At 68.3% G+C, this 15,822-nt stretch carries 16 protein-coding genes; 11 read left to right on the top strand and 5 right to left on the bottom strand.

The annotated features are described in order from the left end of the window. Positions 1–27 precede the first annotated feature (27 nt). From MMG85_RS01725 to MMG85_RS01715, 3 genes are read left to right on the top strand one after another with little or no spacing between them, the layout of a single operon-like run. Entirely contained in the window at positions 28–2,259 is a 2,232-nt protein-coding gene (locus MMG85_RS01725) for a TonB-dependent hemoglobin/transferrin/lactoferrin family receptor (protein WP_241044359.1), read from the top strand. A gap of 4 nt (positions 2,260–2,263) precedes the next feature. Next, complete coding sequence (locus tag MMG85_RS01720) at positions 2,264–2,890, top strand: Hemin transport protein (RefSeq protein ID WP_241044358.1); 627 nt, start codon at positions 2,264–2,266, stop codon at positions 2,888–2,890. Between the two features lie 13 nt (positions 2,891–2,903). Further along, the gene (locus MMG85_RS01715) at positions 2,904–3,863 is read left to right on the top strand and encodes a DUF6607 family protein (protein WP_241044357.1); all 960 of its coding nucleotides are present in this window, start codon (positions 2,904–2,906) and stop codon (positions 3,861–3,863) included. A gap of 97 nt (positions 3,864–3,960) precedes the next feature. On the opposite strand, the gene MMG85_RS01710 is transcribed toward MMG85_RS01715, so the two are convergent. Genes MMG85_RS01710 through MMG85_RS01700 form a run of 3 tightly spaced genes read right to left on the bottom strand, consistent with a single transcriptional unit; the run spans position 3,961 to position 6,422 of the window. Beyond that, a complete protein-coding gene (locus MMG85_RS01710) occupies positions 3,961–5,127 on the bottom strand; it encodes a PDZ domain-containing protein (protein WP_241044356.1) in 1,167 nt (388 codons plus the stop codon). Positions 5,128–5,155: 28 nt separating this feature from the next. After that, positions 5,156–5,866: a hypothetical protein gene (locus MMG85_RS01705; protein ID WP_241044355.1), complete on the bottom strand. Its 711-nt coding sequence runs from the start codon at positions 5,864–5,866 to the stop codon at positions 5,156–5,158. Then, complete coding sequence (locus tag MMG85_RS01700; RefSeq protein ID WP_241044354.1) at positions 5,859–6,422, bottom strand: sigma-70 family RNA polymerase sigma factor; 564 nt, start codon at positions 6,420–6,422, stop codon at positions 5,859–5,861. The genes MMG85_RS01705 and MMG85_RS01700 overlap by 8 nt, the downstream gene beginning before the upstream one ends. 163 nt (positions 6,423–6,585) lie before the next feature. On the opposite strand from MMG85_RS01700, the gene MMG85_RS01695 reads away from it, so the two are divergent. From MMG85_RS01695 to MMG85_RS01660, 8 genes are all read left to right on the top strand, one after another. Next, positions 6,586–7,545 (top strand): SPFH domain-containing protein, encoded by a 960-nt coding sequence (locus MMG85_RS01695; RefSeq protein ID WP_055936637.1) that lies wholly within the window; start codon positions 6,586–6,588, stop codon positions 7,543–7,545. Between the two features lie 3 nt (positions 7,546–7,548). Then, positions 7,549–7,980, top strand: a complete 432-nt coding sequence (locus MMG85_RS01690; RefSeq protein ID WP_241044353.1) for an NfeD family protein — start codon at positions 7,549–7,551, stop codon at positions 7,978–7,980. Further along, the gene (locus tag MMG85_RS01685; protein WP_241044352.1) at positions 7,981–8,496 is read left to right on the top strand and encodes a hypothetical protein; all 516 of its coding nucleotides are present in this window, start codon (positions 7,981–7,983) and stop codon (positions 8,494–8,496) included. It begins immediately after the preceding gene. A gap of 64 nt (positions 8,497–8,560) precedes the next feature. After that, positions 8,561–9,682 (top strand): glycine cleavage system aminomethyltransferase GcvT, encoded by a 1,122-nt coding sequence (gene gcvT / locus MMG85_RS01680; RefSeq protein ID WP_241044351.1) that lies wholly within the window; start codon positions 8,561–8,563, stop codon positions 9,680–9,682. Between the two features lie 85 nt (positions 9,683–9,767). Then, positions 9,768–10,163: a glycine cleavage system protein GcvH gene (gene gcvH, locus MMG85_RS01675; RefSeq protein ID WP_055936625.1), complete on the top strand. Its 396-nt coding sequence runs from the start codon at positions 9,768–9,770 to the stop codon at positions 10,161–10,163. Positions 10,164–10,611: 448 nt separating this feature from the next. After that, a complete protein-coding gene (locus MMG85_RS01670; protein WP_241044349.1) occupies positions 10,612–10,800 on the top strand; it encodes a hypothetical protein in 189 nt (62 codons plus the stop codon). A 388-nt stretch (positions 10,801–11,188) separates the two neighbouring features. Next, the gene (locus MMG85_RS01665; RefSeq protein WP_241044347.1) at positions 11,189–11,635 is read left to right on the top strand and encodes a hypothetical protein; all 447 of its coding nucleotides are present in this window, start codon (positions 11,189–11,191) and stop codon (positions 11,633–11,635) included. A gap of 115 nt (positions 11,636–11,750) precedes the next feature. Next, a complete protein-coding gene (locus MMG85_RS01660; RefSeq protein ID WP_241044346.1) occupies positions 11,751–12,287 on the top strand; it encodes an SRPBCC family protein in 537 nt (178 codons plus the stop codon). Between the two features lie 33 nt (positions 12,288–12,320). Here the strand turns inward: MMG85_RS01660 and MMG85_RS01655 are convergent, their stop codons facing one another. Both MMG85_RS01655 and MMG85_RS01650 read right to left on the bottom strand, forming a co-directional pair. Further along, complete coding sequence (locus tag MMG85_RS01655) at positions 12,321–13,748, bottom strand: beta-lactamase family protein (protein ID WP_241044345.1); 1,428 nt, start codon at positions 13,746–13,748, stop codon at positions 12,321–12,323. A gap of 382 nt (positions 13,749–14,130) precedes the next feature. Beyond that, positions 14,131–15,774, bottom strand: a complete 1,644-nt coding sequence (locus tag MMG85_RS01650) for a choline dehydrogenase (RefSeq protein WP_241044344.1) — start codon at positions 15,772–15,774, stop codon at positions 14,131–14,133. Positions 15,775–15,822: the final 48 nt, after the last annotated feature.

Raw genomic sequence — 15,822 nt, 5'->3', positions numbered from 1 at the left:
CCATACCCCACAGGAATGCTGTACGCCATGATGCGTCCCACGCTGCTCACTTCGGCCGTGTGGCTGGCCCTTGCCGGCCATGCCCATGCCGAAACACCCGCCGACACCTCCGCCTCGTCGCCTGCCGACGCGAAGGAGTTCGACCGCATCCAGGTCACCGCCACCCGCACCGAACGCGCCGTGGTGGACGTGCCCAACACCGTCAGCGTCATCGATCGCCAGCAACTGGACGACCGGCTGGTCCGCGACATCAAGGACCTGGTCCGTTACGAACCCGGCGTCACGGTGACGTCGAGCTTCGGCCGCTTCGGCCTGGGCGGCTTCCGCATCCGCGGATTGGAGGCCAATCGTGTGCGCATCCAGACCGACGGCATCGCCGTGTCGGATGCGTTCTCGATCGGCAGCTTCTCGAATGCGAACCGGAATTTCATCGACTTGGACACGCTCAAGCGCGTCGAGATCGTCCGCGGTCCGTCCAGTTCGCTGTACGGATCGGATGCGCTGGGCGGCGTGGTGTCCTTCATCACCAAGGATCCTTCCGACTATCTGGAAGCAGGCAAGGACGCCTACTTCAGCTTCCGCCTGGGCTACGACAGCCGCTGGGACGGCCTGCTCGGCGGCGCGACGGCGGCCTTCGGCGGCGAACGCTGGAGCGGCCTGATCAATGTCAGCCATCGCCAGGGCAAGGAAGCCGGAAACCAGGGCAGCGTCGGCGGTACCGGCAGTGCCCGCACGCTGCCCAACCCGCAGCAACGCGACGGTCGCAGCCTGCTGGGCAAACTGGTGTTCGCGCCGGACCAGGACCAGCAGTTCACCCTGACGGTCGAGGGCAACGAGGACGCGACCGATACCGACCTGCTGACGCAACGCGGCCTGCAGCCCTTGACCGGCGCCACCAACACCGCGGTGACCGCACGCGACCATCAGACGCGTGCGCGGGTGGCGTTCTCGCACGAATGGAACGGGATGCAATCCGCCTTCGCGGACAGCCTGGACTGGCAGGTCTACCGTCAGGACAGCGAGACCGCCCAGTACACCCGCGAGGACCGCACGCTGCCTGCGCCCACGCTGCGCGACATCCGCGAGCGCGCGTTCAATTTCGACCAGCGCACCTACGGCTTGCAGGTGAACGTCCGCAAGGCCTTCGGCGACGCCGTACGGCACGAACTCGCCTACGGCATCGACCTTTCGCGTGCCGAAACGCGGCAGAAGCGCGATGGCCTGCGCACGTTCCCGCTGACCGGCGTCGGCACGCCGGTGATGTTGCCGGATGTGTTCCCGGTGCGCGATTTCCCGGTCAGCAAGACCACCACGGCCGCGCTGTACGTACAGGACGAGATCGGCTTCAACGACGGTGCGTTCCGCCTGGTGCCCGGCCTGCGCGTGGATCATTACCGGCTGGATCCGGAACAGGATGCGATCTTCACCGGCGACAACCCGGGCGTGGTGCTGGCCGACATCCGCGAAACCAGCGTCTCGCCGAAGCTGGGCATGGTGTGGAAGTTCGGCGCGGACTGGTCGCTGTTCGGCGGCTACGCACGCGGCTTCCGCTCGCCGCCGTACAACGACGTCAATATCGGCTTCACCAACGTGCAGTTCGGTTACACCGCCATCGCCAATCCCGACCTCAAGCCGGAAACCAGCGACGGGTTGGAGTTCGGCGTGCGCTATGCCGGCGATGCCGTGCATGCCAGTCTGTCCGGCTACTACAACCGCTACGACGACTTCATCGAGTCGATGCGCTTCATCGGCTTCAACGACGACGGCCTGATGGTGTACCAGTCGCAGAACGTGGCGGAAGCGCAGATCCACGGCGTCGAGTTGAAGGCAGATGCCGACCTCGGCGCATGGACGCCGTCGCTCGCGGGATGGTCCCTGCGTGGCGCGGCGGCATGGTCGCGCGGCAGGAACCGCGTGGACGACGTGCCGCTGGACAGCGTGGATCCGCTCACCGCGACCCTGGGCCTGGCCTACGAGGCCGAGGCATGGGGCGCGGAACTGGCGGGCCGGTTCGTGGACCGCAAGGACCGCGTGTCCGCCGACGCGTACTACCGGCAGCCGGGCTACGGCGTGCTCGACCTCTACGCGCACTGGAACTTCGCGCCCGGCGCCACGGTGAACGTCGGCGTGCTGAACCTGGCCGACAAGACATACATCGATGCCGGCGACATCGCACTGGTCGCTGCGGCCAGCACCACGCTGGACCGCTACACCTCGCCCGGCCGCTCGCTGTCGGCCAGCCTGTCGGTGAGCTGGTAGCGCCATGGCGACGCTGCGCGCGCTGCCGGACAGGATCGTCGGCGCATCACCGGATGCGTTCCCCGCGGCCGCACAACTGGCCGCGTTGGGTCCGGTGCTGTGCCTGTACCGCGCGCAGCAGGGCAGCGAACTGGCGGGATGGCAGCAGGCGGTGCGGGTAGAAGCCCACACCGGCGTCGACAGCGATGGACTGGACGAACGGCTGCTGTTCTTCGACGCGCAGGGCCGCTGTTGCTGGCGGCTGTGCCTGTTGCCGGACAGCGACTTCGTGGCATGGGACCGCCTGGTGGCGTCGTTGCCGACCGGCGGAGGCGACGAGGCCGCCGGTCTTGCCGATCGCCTGTGGCAACGGCTTGCCGGCCTCCTGCTCGGCGGCCAGTGGCGCGCGTGCGCCCTGCAACTGCATGCGGTGCCGCGGCCGGCGGCAATGCCCGTGCTCGCCGCCAGCCTGCCGCTGATGTCGCCGCTGGGCGTCGCCACCGCGCGACGCATCGCGCATGCGGAAGGCGCCGCCCTGGAAACCGGGATGCACGACGGCGGCTGCGAGCACGCCGCTGCGTTCACCGCCATCCCCTTTGAACACACCCACGCGACGGCCGACAACGTCGTGCCGCTGATCAGACCCAAATAAAGAGAATGCCGCCATGAAGACACCGGTCGCCCTTGCGCTGTCCATCCTCATCCTGCCGCTGTCGACGTCCGCTCTGGCGGCGGATCCCGTCCGCGACCGCCAGTCGATCCTGGCGATGCAGGGCGACTACACCGTCGATTTCGCCTTCGACGAAACGGTGCTGCTGCAGCCCGGTTACGAGCGCCAGTCGGCGATGCGCAGCGGCGGCGACGAGACGGTGATCGTGGTCGAGGACACGCCCCACCGCATCGTCCTGCAGCACATCCTGGTGGATGCGAAGAGCGGCCACGTGACCAAGCACTGGCGGCAGGACTGGTTCTACGAGGCGCCGACGCGTTTCGAGTTCAGCGCCGACCAGACCTGGCACGTGCGCGCGATGCCCGCCGATGCCACCCGCGGGGCCTGGACGCAATGTGTGTACGAAGTCAGCGATGCGCCGCGCTACTGCGGGACGGGGCGCTGGGAGTACACCAACGGCGTGGCCACCTGGACCAGCGACCTCAGCTGGCGACCGCTGCCACGCCGCGAGTACAGCAAGCGCAGCGACTACAACGCACTGTCGGTGATCAACCGCCACACACTGACCCCGAACGGCTGGACCCACGAGCAGTTCAACACCAAGGTGCTGCGCAAGCCCGACGGCACCCAGGTGGAACTGGCGCGCGAGTTCGGCTTCAACGATTACCTCAGGACCACCGAGGTCGACTTCACCCCCGCGCGCCATTACTGGCAGGCCACCGCCGGCTACTGGGCCAAGGTGCGTGCGCACTGGAATGGCTTCCTGTCGAAGGCGCCGGGCGTTCGCCTGAAAACCAAGGTCGATGGCATGGCGATGATCATTCCGCTGTTCACCCAGGCCGGGGAGGTGCAGGAAGGCAGGCCGGTCGCGGATGCGGCCATCGCCAAGGTGTTCGCCGACTGGGTGGAGCCGGCGCCGGCCGAACCCGCGGCCGTCGCGAGGGCGTCTCGCTGATGTTCTCTCCGGCACAGGGAAGTGCCGCTTCCTAAAAAAAGACCCCCGCAAGGCGGGGGCAGGGGATTCACGCGGTCCTCTTCTCTAGTAATAGGGGTCAGAGCAGTGCGCCGCCCTTGCCGGCCGGTCGCGCAGGCGGTGCGATGGGTGGTGCATCGCTGTTGTCGTCGAAGGTCTGCACCTTGCCGTCCGGGGTAACGATCATCACGCGGCGCTTTTCGACGACGGTCGGCGCCTCGCCCACGCCGACGGCGACACGCGGCTTGACGGTGATCCGCGAGGTCGCGGGGAAACGGAACGCCGATGCCTTCGGTACCGACACCGTGCTGGTCCGCGTCTGCCGGTCGCGCAGGTACTCGACGGCAACCTTCGCGTCCTCCGGCTTGCCGCGCAGGGCCTGGGTGACGTCGCGCGGTGTCGTCACCGGCGCACCGTCCACCTTGCGGATCACGTCGCCCGCCTGCAGGCCGGCCAGTTCGTCGCCGACGGACAGCACCAGCACGCCCGCGTCGGTGCCGAAGTAGCGCCCCAGCGAGGCGTCCACCGTGGCCAGGTTGAGGTTGCTCCAGCGGAACGCCTCGGCCAAGGCGGGCAGGCGGCATTCCTCTCCCTTGCACTCGCCCAGCCTGCCGAGCTGGCGCAGCTCCCGCTGCACGTCGGGCGAAATGACGCTCGCGATCTGGTCCAGCGGCACGGGCACGCCCTCGATCTGCGGCATGCCGCCGTCGCCGCTGTGGAAGAAGACACTGCGCGGACCGTCGCTGCTGAAGGCGATGCGCGGCGACACCTGCGTCGGGGTGACGCTGGCCTCGTGCGCCTTGCCATCGCGCTGGTAGGTGACCCGCACGGCGGTGTCGACCTTGAGGTCCGTCAGCAGTTCGCGGGCATGGGCCACGCGTGCGTCGGCGGTGTCGCCGCGGACCGGCTCGCCGGCCACGCGCAGCAGGCGGTCGCCCGCCTTCAACCCGGCCTTGGCCGCGCCGCTCTCCGGCGTCACGCCGGTGATGCGCACGCCGGCCGCGTCGTCGCCGGACAGCAGCACGCCCAACCGCGGGCGGCTCACGATGCGCGGGTCGATGCTGATCGGCACGCGGAGGTCGCCGGCGCCACGCGACAGCTCGGCCAAGCGCTTGGCTGCGCGCTCCAGGTCGGCGCGGGCGTCTTCGAGTTGCTTCTTCGTGGCGGCATCGTCCTGCTGCGCCAGCACCGGCAAGGGCGCCAGCAGCGCGAGGGCCATCAGAGGGGCGGAAAGGGGCTTGAGCATCAGGGGTTTCCTCGTGGCATGTTCCGGATCAGTAGATGGCGGCATCGGCGCTGTCGTTCAGCGCGACCTGCCAGTGCCGGGTGGCTTCCACGCCGGTGAGCTGGCGCAGGGTGTCCACGCGCTGTTCCCACAGCGCGGTGCGGGTGACGTCCGGCAGCGCCGGTTGCGAGAGCGCCAGGTCGATGTGGGCGACCTGGTCCTGCAGGTCGGCACTGACCGCGAGCGCGGCGACGTTGCCGGTGCCGCTGTCGGGCAGATGCGCGAGCACGGCTTCGAGTCGCGCGGATTCGGTGTAGAGCGCATCGAGTCGCGCGGGTGCGGCATCGTGTCGGGCCTGCGTGCTGGGTCGGGATGCCGCCGGTGCACGCGCGACCTTCGACGGCGCGACGTGCGCGGTGGCGACCGACGCCGTGGGCATGACATCGGCTGCCGTCGGCACCCGCTGGTCAGCCGGCGCAGGCATCGTGGTCGTCGCCACGACGGTGGGACGCTGCAACGGCGGCGGGCTGGTCTGCACGGCCCGCCAGTGCATCAGCGGGATGACGGCAGCGAAGAAGGCCGTCGCCACCAGCGCCAGCGCGGGCCGCCGCCAGCGGGCGCGACGAGCGGATGCCGGCGCGGGCGGCAAGGCGGCGGCGATGCGCTGCCAGCCGTCCTCGGGTGGCGCCTCCAGCGGCAGGGCGCCGAAAGCGTCGCGCCAGTCGCGCGGCATCGGATCGCGGCTACGGGAATCAGGCATGGACGGGTTCCTCGATGTTCAGCAGCGCCCGCAGCCGGCGGGTGCCGCGCGCGAGTTGCGACTTGGAGAAGCTGGGCGTGCGTTGCATCAGCGCGGCGATCTCCTCGTGGGTATAGCCCTCGGCGTGGTAGAGCCACAGCACGCTGCGGGTGGCGGCCGGCAACGCATCGAGCGCGCGCTGCAGCAGGGCGGCATCGGCCGCGGCCCAGGGCGGCAGGCCGCGATCCTCGGGCAGGTCGTCTTCGTCCACTGCGATCTCCGCGACCAGCCGCTTCTGCCGGCGCAGGTGCAGCAGTGCCTCGTTGACCGCGATCTGGCGCAGCCAGCCCCAGAACGGACAGTCGGCGCGGAAATCGGGCAGGTGGTGGAACAGTTTCAGCATGGTGTCCTGCAGCACGTCGCCGGCCTGCTCGCGGTCGCCGCAGATGCGCAGCGCCAGGGTGAACACCGGTCGCTCGAACCGCCGGTAGATCTGTTCGAACGCCTCCCGGCAGCCGGTGCGCGCACGGGCGACCAGGCGGTCGGGGACGTCGATGGCGAACTGCGATCGGCTCAAGCGGGGAGGTTCTTCGGGTGTTCGAAGGTAGGGATGCGGCAGAAGGCAATACCGTCGCAGCATCCCGAAAGTTCATCGCTCACCGGTCGGCGGCCGGGCGTCCCGATCCGCGCTGCGCCGCGGTCTATACTGGCCCGCATCGGGGACCATGAGGAATGCATCGATGTTCGAGACCAGTTTCGTCGCCATCGTCCTGCTGGTGGCCGGCGTCATCATCCTGTTCAAGACGGTGCGGATGGTGCCGCAGGGTTACGAATGGACCGTCGAGCGCTTCGGCAAGTACACCCATACGCTGGATCCGGGCCTGCACTTCCTGGTGCCCATCATCTATGGCGTGGGCCGCAAGGTGAACGTTATGGAGCAGGTGCTCGACGTGCCCAGCCAGGACGTGATCACCAAGGACAATGCCGTGGTCAAGGTGGACGGCGTGGTGTTCTTCCAGGTGCTGGACGCGGCCAAGGCGGCGTATGAGGTGTCCAACCTCGAGGTCGCCACCATCGCCCTGGTGCAGACCAACATCCGCACGGTGATCGGTTCGATGGACCTGGACGAATCGCTGAGCCAGCGCGAAACCATCAACGCGCAGCTGCTCAGCGTGGTCGACCAGGCCACCAACCCGTGGGGCATCAAGGTCAACCGCATCGAGATCCGCGACATCCAGCCGCCGCGCGACCTGATCGACTCGATGGCGCGGCAGATGAAGGCCGAGCGCGAGAAGCGCGCACAGATCCTGGAGGCCGAGGGTTCGCGCCAGTCGGAGATCCTGCGCGCCGAAGGCGAGAAGCAGGCGGCGGTGCTGGAAGCCGAAGGCCGCAAGGAAGCCGCGTTCCGCGACGCGGAAGCACGCGAGCGCCTGGCCGAGGCGGAGGCCAAGGCCACCGAGATGGTCAGCAACGCGATCGCCAAGGGCGACGTGCAGGCGATCAACTACTTCATCGCGCAGAAATACGTGGAAGCCTTCAAGGAGCTCGCCACCGCACCCAACCAGAAGTTCGTGCTGATGCCGATGGAGAGCAGCGGCATCATCGGTTCCATCGCCGGCATCGCCGAACTGGCCAAGGAAGCGCTGGGCAAGCAGCAGGCCGCGCCGCCGCGCGTGCCTCCGCCGCGAGTGGGGGGCTGAGCCATGCGCTGGGACGTCGCGGGTTGGGCGGCGGTGGCGCTGCTGCTGTTCGCCGCCGAAACGATGGCGCCGGGCGCCTTCATGTTGTGGATGGGCTTCGCCGCGGTGGTGGTGTTCCTCGGCGTGCTGGTGGTGCCGGGCATCCCGCTGCTGGCGCAGGTCGCGGCCTTCGTGGTGCTCAGCTTCGTCTCCATCCAGATCTACCGCACCTGGTTCCGTGGCGCGGGGCGGCAGAGCGACAAGCCCTTGCTCAACCGCCGCGCCGAACAGCTGGTCGGTACGGTCGCCTTGCTCGACCAGCCGATCGCGGGCGGCCGCGGCCGGGTGAAGATCGACGACGCGTTCTGGATGGTGGAAGGTCCCGACCTGCCAGTGGGGACGCAGGTGCGGGTGGTCGCGGTGAACGGCATGACCCTGAAGGTGCAGGAGGCGTAAGTGGGCGGAACGGGGCTGGCGTGGTCGATGTCGGTGCTGGCACCGTTGTCGGTGGCCGCGACGGACCTCGTTGGCCGGGTGGTGCCGCCGTATCCCGCCGGGCTCGATGAACTGGGTGGCAGCTGCGTCTCCGACTCCCCCGATCCGGCACGTGTCTGCGACTACTCGGTCGGCGTGCTGGCCTCGCCCGCCCGCGATGCCGGCGGCGAACCCGTTCCCCGTTTCGTGGTTGCCGGCCAGTTCGCCGGTCGCGATGGCGCCCGTGCGCAGTGGCGCATCACCGATGCCCTGCCGTATCCGGTCGCACGGCCCGGCGACTACCTGCAGTTCGGCACCTGTCGTGTGGACGGGCGCGACGACGCGCGCGTGGCCGCCATCGTGCGCCAGCGCGACACCGCGACGGCATGGTTGAAGGACATCGCCTGGGCAGGAAGGTTGAAGCTGCCCGAGGGCCGTTTCGATCGGCTGGACGCGCGCACCGTGGACTGCCTCAACGAGGCGTACGACGGTCTGTAGCGGCGGCGCACCGCGCTGGTGCGTTCTGGGATAATGCGCCTCTTTGTCCGTTCCGGAAGCCGCCATGACCCAGAAGACCATCCTCAACGACACCCATCGCGCGCTCGGCGCCAAGATGGTCGACTTCGGCGGCTGGGACATGCCGATCCACTACGGCTCGCAGATCGAGGAACACCACCAGGTGCGCCGCGACGCCGGCATGTTCGACGTCAGCCACATGACCGTGGTCGACCTGCGCGGCCCGCGCACGCGGGAGTTCCTGCGCCAGCTGGTCGCCAATTCGGTGGACAAGCTGCAGAAGCCGGGCAAGGCGCTGTACACCGCTATGCTCAACGAGCAGGGCGGGGTGATCGATGACCTGATCATCTACTTCCTGGCCGAGGATTTCTTCCGCCTGGTGGTGAATGCCGCGACCCGCGAGAAGGACCTGGCGTGGATCGGCGCGCAGGCGGTCGCCTTCGACGTGCAGGTCAGCGAGCGTCCCGACTTCGCCATGGTCGCCGTGCAGGGACCGACCGCGCGCGAGCGCGTGCATGGCCTGCTGCGCGAGGAAGACCGGGCGAAGGTCGGCAAGCTGACCCGCTTCGCCGCGGCCGACGCCACCAGCACCGACGGCGTGCCGCTGTTCGTCGCCCGCACCGGTTACACCGGCGAGGATGGCTACGAGATCGTGCTGCCGCAGGCGCAGGCCGTGGCGTTCTGGAACGCGCTGCTCGACGCCGGCGTCAAGCCGGCCGGCCTGGGCGCGCGCGACACGCTGCGCCTGGAAGCGGGCATGAACCTCTACGGCCAGGACATGGACGACACGGTGTCGCCGTACGAGGCGGCGCTCGCCTGGACGGTGTCGCTCGACGAGGGACGCGCGTTCACCGGTCGCGCCCCGCTGGAAGCGCAGAAGGCGTCCGGCGCATTGCGGCAGATGATCGGCCTGGTCATGGACGAGAAGGGCGTGCTGCGGCACGGCCAGAAAGTGCTCACCGCCCACGGCGACGGCGAGATCCTGTCCGGCACCTTCTCGCCGACGCTGGGCAAGGCCATCGCGTTCGCGCGCGTGCCGGCCGGCGACATTCCGCTGGGCGCCGGCGGCGACGTGCGCGTGGACATCCGCGGCAAGGAGGTGCCGGTGCGCGTGGTGAAGTTCCCGTTCGTGCGCGAGGGCCAGGCGCAGGCCGGCGTGCTGGAGTGAACGGCGTGCGGTCACTTTCCCCCGCGCGTTCCTCCGCTAAACTATCTTCCCCTTCCCGAGCCACGCTGCGATCCGGAGCACCCCTATGAGCGAGATTCCTGGCGATCTGAAGTTCCTCAAGTCCCACGAGTGGGCCCGCCTGGAAGCGGGCGGCCGCGTCACCGTCGGCATTTCCGATCACGCGCAGGGTCTGCTCGGCGACCTGGTCTACGTCGAGCTGCCCAACGTCGGCGACCGCATCGAAGCCGGCAACGCCAGCGCCGTGGTCGAGTCCGTCAAGGCGGCGTCGGACGTGTACAGCCCGGTCACCGGCAAGGTCGTCGAGGTCAATGCGGCGCTGTCCGACAAGCCGGAAACCATCAACGAGGACGCCTACGGCGAAGGCTGGATCTTCGTGATCGAAGCCGAAGAGCTGGACCAGCTCAACGAACTGCTGTCGCCCGACGACTACGCCGAGCTGCTGGAAGACGAAGACCACTGAGGCCGCCCACGGGCAGCCCCTCGCGGGGAATCGGTGACGGCGGAGTACCTCCCCGTTCCCGGTTCCCCGTTTTTTTTGCGCCGTGGGGATGACGGCGAGCGCGGCGACGAAGCCGACGCGCCCGGCGATGCCGTCGAGGTGGAACGCAATGTGCATCCCGGCGCACGCGACGTGAGCGACCGACGAACGGCGAGCATGCGGCGGGTGGTTCCGACCGGAAAGAGGGTGATGGGAAGTGCATCGTCGGCGGCGTGCGAAGGCGCTTCGCATCGTCGCGCGAGGCAGCCGACGCGTCGACAACGTCGTCGTCGGACGGAAAAATGTTTGCGCATTTCCGCGCAATCGGGCTTGTGCGACGCGAAATCGGAAGGCCTTCCGGAAAGTTTTTTTTAGCCTGCGTTCAAGCCGTTGGCGCACGCGTCGGCAGGGTGCTGGTGCGCGCGCCGTCATGGCGTCGGTGCTGTCCGCGCAATGCCGCGAAGAAAAAAAAGCGCGTTTTACCGATGTTTTTTTTCAAGCCGATGTCCGTCCGGCAAATCCGGCGTGCTCGATCGTCGTGCGCCGCTGCCGTCGCCGCCGCTTTCCGATGCCGCCCCGGCATGACGGCCAGGGAAAAAAAGTTGGTCGAAGGTGTTGACACCTTGAAAAACCGTGATTAGGTTTCGCCCCAAGCAGCGCTTGCTGCGGAAGCGAGTGAGTCGAATCAACACGAAGGCGCGAGAGACAACACAGCCCATCGTCCGCACCCGGAACGCGGTGGACGCAGGACTCGCTTCCCCCGGAAAAACGCACCACCCCCTTTTCATCGCACCCGTGTCGCCTGGCGACGCGGGTGTTTTCGTATTTGTAGGGAGCCGGGTTTCGCACGCCCGGCACCCTGGGGAATCCGCATCGCCGCGCGTGTCGCGACGACGGCTGCCGACGGGTCCGACTCCCGCGGCGTTTCTTGCAGCTGGGCCTGCCTCCGGGCAGATGTGCTGTAGCCAGACGTAAAAATCCATAGTTCACTGACGAGGAGCCATCACATGGCAATGAAGAAAGCTGCGAAGAAGAAACCGGCCGCCAAGAAGGCCGCCAAGAAGGCCACCAAGAAGGCGGCTGCGAAGAAGACCGTGAAGAAAGCAGTGAAGAAGGCTGCCAAGAAGGTCGCCAAGAAGGTCGCCAAGGCCAAGAAGGCAGTGAAGAAGGTCGCCAAGAAGGCTGCGAAGAAAGTAGCCAAGAAGCCGGCGAAGAAGGCTGCCAAGAAGACCGCGAAGAAGACCACCAAGAAGGCTGCCAAGAAAGTAGCCAAGAAGCCGGCCAAGAAGGTTGCCAAGAAGGCCGCCAAGAAGACCGCTAAGAAGGCTGCCAAGAAAGTAGCCAAGAAGCCGGCCAAGAAGGCCGCGAAGAAGGCCGCCAAGAAGCCTGCCAAGAAGTCCAAGAAGAAAGCGGCCCCCGTCGCGCTGCCGGCCACCCCGGCTCCGCTGATCTAAGCCCACCCCGGTTATCCGTAACACCATGGACTCTCTCCCTGTGCCCAGCGGGGGGAGAGTTTTTTTATGGGCGAACGGCTAGGCTGCCGTTCCCCGGATGCCGAGGAGGCAGCGCATGAAGTTCATCAGGTGGGTGCTGGCGGCCATCGTCGTGCTGGGACTGGTCTTCGTGGCGGGCGGCCTGCTGCTGCCGTCGACGACCCATGTCGAGCGCAGCGTGGTCATCGACCGCAGTCCGTCCCAGGTCTTCGCCACGCTCGATTCGTTCGAGCGCTTCGCGGCATGGTCGCCATGGGCCGAGTACGATCCCCAGGCGAAATACACCTTCGAAGGCCCTGCTCGTGGCGTGGGCGCGCGCATGCGCTGGGCGGGCAACCGCGCAGTCGGCAACGGCAGCCAGGAAATCACCGCCAGCGAACCGCACCACCGTATCGTGGTGGCGTTGGACTTCGACGGCAGCCAGGCGCAGGCGAGCTACCTGCTGGCGCCGGAAGGCCAGGGCACGCGGGTGACGTGGGCGTTCGACAGCGCGCACGGGTACAACCCGTTCAAGCGCTGGCTGGGCCTGGTGTTCGACCGCATGATCGGCGCGGACTACGAGAAAGGTCTGGCCAGACTCAAGGCCATGCTGGAAGCAGACCCGCGTTCCTGACGAAGGCGGCGGCAGTGCGCCGCCGCGAGGTCGTCAGCGCGGCGATGCGGTAGCGCGCTGCGAGGACGTGCCGCTGTCCTTCCTGTCGGTGGCGGGCGTGCCATCCGGCGACTCGGCCAGCAGCAGGTCGTAGTCGGCGGGCGTCTCGACCCATGGCTGGCCCGGCAATCCCATCGCGCGATCGAGGATCGTCGGCAGCAGTCCGGACGGCAGCGAGCTGTCGCTGTTCCAGACCAGCGCCACGCCGAAGTCCTGGCCGGGCACCAGCGCGACCAGGCCGCGATAGCCCTGCACCGCGCCGGCATGGAACACCACCTGCTGGCCGGCGTAGTCGAACACGCGCCAGCCGAGCGCGTAGCTGGCCGAGTGGATGCGTTCGCGACGCCAGCCGCCGCGCATTTCGCCCGGCGTGTTCACCACCGGCGAATGCAGGGTGGCCAGCAGCGGCGCGGGCAGCACGTCGGGGCGATGGCCGGTCTGGGCGATCAGCCATTGCGCCAGGTCGCTGGCGCTGGCGTTGACGCCGGCGGCCGGCGGCAGGCGGTAGTAGGTCGGCTTGGGCGTCAGCGACACCCAGCCGTTGCGGCTGCGCACGTGCGGACGTGCCCAGCGCGTGCTGCCCTCGATGCCCGCCAGGCCCATGCTGGCGTCGTTCATGCCCAGCGGCTTGAAGATGCGGCGATCCACCGCCTGGTCGTAGAACGTGCCGGACGCGGCGAACACCACGTCGCCGATCAGGCTGAAGGCCACGTTCTGGTACGCGTAGCAATCGCCCGGCGCGCACTTCAGCGGCGCGTAGGCGAGCTTGCGGGCGACGTCGTAGTACTCGGCGTTCGCCTCGATGTCGCGGTCGAAGGCGTTGTGCGCCTGCAGGCCGACACTGTGGCTCAGCACATCGGCGACGGTCACGTGCGAGGTCGCGTTGGGATCGCGCAGCTGGAAGCCGGGCACGAACTGGTTGACCTTGCTGTCCCAGCGCAGCGATCCGTCCTGCACCATCAGCCCGGTCAGCGTGCTGGCGAACGCCTTCGACAGCGAAGCCAGCCGGAACACGGTGTGCGAATCGACGGGCTGCGGATTGACCACGTCGGTGACGCCGTAGCCGCGCGCGCTGAGCACGCGGCCGTTGTGGACGATGGCCATGGCCAGGCCGGGCACGCGCTGGCCGACGGTCAGGTGCTCGGCCATCGTCTCGAACGCGCGCACGTCGAAACCGGCCGCGAGCGGCTGGATGTTCTGTCCCGGCAGCGAAGTGCGGTAAGGCAGCGGCTGCGTCGGCGAGACGCGCGGCGCCAGGCTGGCCGCTGCGCTGCCCGAGGTCGCGGTCGCCTCGGTGCCTGAAGGGGCGGCCGTCCAGCGCAGCGGCGTCTGCGCCGTGGACGACAGCGTCAGCGGAAGCATCAGCCCGACCAGACCGATCCGGAAGATGTCCAGCGATCGCCGGCTTGTCTTGTGTTTCATCGTGCGTGACGCCTGCGTGAGCGGGTGCTGCCAAGGATCATAACGCCGCTTTTTTCGATTGCACAAACAAGGAGAAGTTGAATGTCCATGTTGTTCATCCTGCTGCTGATGGCAGATGTGGCGGGCGTCCCAGTTTGCGGGGCTTGCCCACGGATCGACGCTCGATGAGCGCGACGCATGCGTTCATGCAGGCCTGCGTGCAGAAGGACATGCAACTTCCGCGCCGATCCCCGCGTCATTCAGGCGCGTACGTGCGCGCAGTGACGCTATTCGGCATGGCGGGCGCGTATTCAGCTGGATTCTCCGTGTCAGCTGAATACGCAGGAGAAGCGCCATCGCCCTCGACAAGGAAGGCGATCGGGCGACGCATCGCGTGGGCGGATCAGTCCGCGAAGACCAGCGCGGGTGCCTTGGGCGTCACGTGAAGCTGGCCGCCGGCCAGCGGCGGGATGCTGCGGATCAGGTCCGATGCCCGCTCGGCGATCATGATGGTGGGGGCGTTGGTGTTGCCGCCGATCAGCGAAGGCATCACCGATGCATCGATCACGCGCAGTCGCTCGATGCCGCGCACGCGCAACTGCGGATCGACCACCGCGTCCTCGTCGTCGCCGATGCGGCAGGTGCCGACCGGGTGGTACACGGTCTCCGCCTTGGCGCGGATGAAGGCGACCAGCTCGGCATCCGACAGGTCGTTGCGCGCGGGATGGATCGGCGCACCGCGATAGGCATCGAAGGCTGCCTGCGCGAACAGCTCGCGCGACAGCTTGGCGCACTCGACCATCATCTTCAGGTCGAAGCCTTCTGGATCGCTCAGGTAGTTCGCCTCGATGCGTGCATCGGCGCGCGGATCCGCGCTGGCCAGCAGGATGCGGCCACGACTGCGCGGGCGCAGGAAGCACGCATGCGCGGTGTAGCCGTCGCCGGCCAGCCGGTTGCGGCCGTGGTCGTCCAGCATGGCCGGCACGAAATGCATCTGGATGTCGGGGCGCTCGTCCGGCGCCAGCGGGGAGCGCACGAAGGCGCCGGCTTCGGCGATGTTGCTGCTGCCCGGGCCACGGTGGCCGCGCAGGAAGTAGTCGAACGCGGTCCGGAGTTCGCTGGTACGGTCGTAGGTGACGCGCTGGGTGCTGTGCTGCAGGGTGCAGATGTCGAGGTGGTCCTGCAGGTTGCGGCCGACGCCCGGCAAGGCATGGCGCACGGTGATGCCTGTGTCCTCCAGATGCGCCGACGGGCCGATGCCGGACAGCATCAGCAGCTGCGGCGAGTTGATCGCGCCGCCACTCAGCAGCACCTCGCCGCCGCAGCGCGCGACGACCTCATGGCCGCCGCGGGCGTAGGCCACGCCCACCGCGCATCCCTTCTCCAGCAGGATGCGGCGGACCAGTGCGCCGGTGACGATGTCCAGGTTCTGGCGGTCGCGCGCGGGGTCGAGGTAGGCGACCGCCGACGAACAGCGGGCGCCGTCCTTCTGGGTGACCTGATAGAGGCCGAAGCCGGCCTGCTCGGCGCCGTTGAAGTCGTCGTTGCGGGCGAACCCGGCCTGCACGCCGGCCTCGATGAAGGCGGCCGACAGCGGATTGGTGTAGCGCAGGTCGGCGACATGCAGGGGGCCGTCGCCGCCATGCAGCGCATCGGCGCCACGCGCGTTGCGTTCGGAGCGGCGGAAGTACGGCAGCGTGCTGGCCCAGTCCCAGCCGTCGGCACCGGCATGGGCCCAGTCGTCGTAGTCCTGCGGCACGCCGCGGATGTAGCACATCGCATTGATCGAACTGGAACCGCCCAGCACCTTGCCGCGCGGCCACCACAGGCGGCGATTGTCGAGGTGTGGCTCGGGCGCGGTGTCGTAGTTCCAGTTGACGCCCTTCTGGCCGACCAGCTTGGCCAGCCCGGCGGGCATGTGGATGAAGGGATGCCAGTCGCGCGGGCCGGCCTCGAGCAGCAGCACGCGGCACGCGGGGTCTTCGCTCAGGCGGTGGGCCAGGACGCAGCCGGCGGAACCGGCGCCCACGATGATGTAGTCGTACACATGCTGCCCTGTTGCGAAGTCCGCCCGAACCTAGCGGCGGGGGATAGA

This window comes from Pseudoxanthomonas sp. LH2527, from assembly GCF_022539275.1.
In the GTDB taxonomy this organism is placed as follows: Bacteria; Pseudomonadota; Gammaproteobacteria; order Xanthomonadales; family Xanthomonadaceae; genus Pseudoxanthomonas_A.
This window is presented reverse-complemented; position numbering and strand designations above follow the sequence as displayed.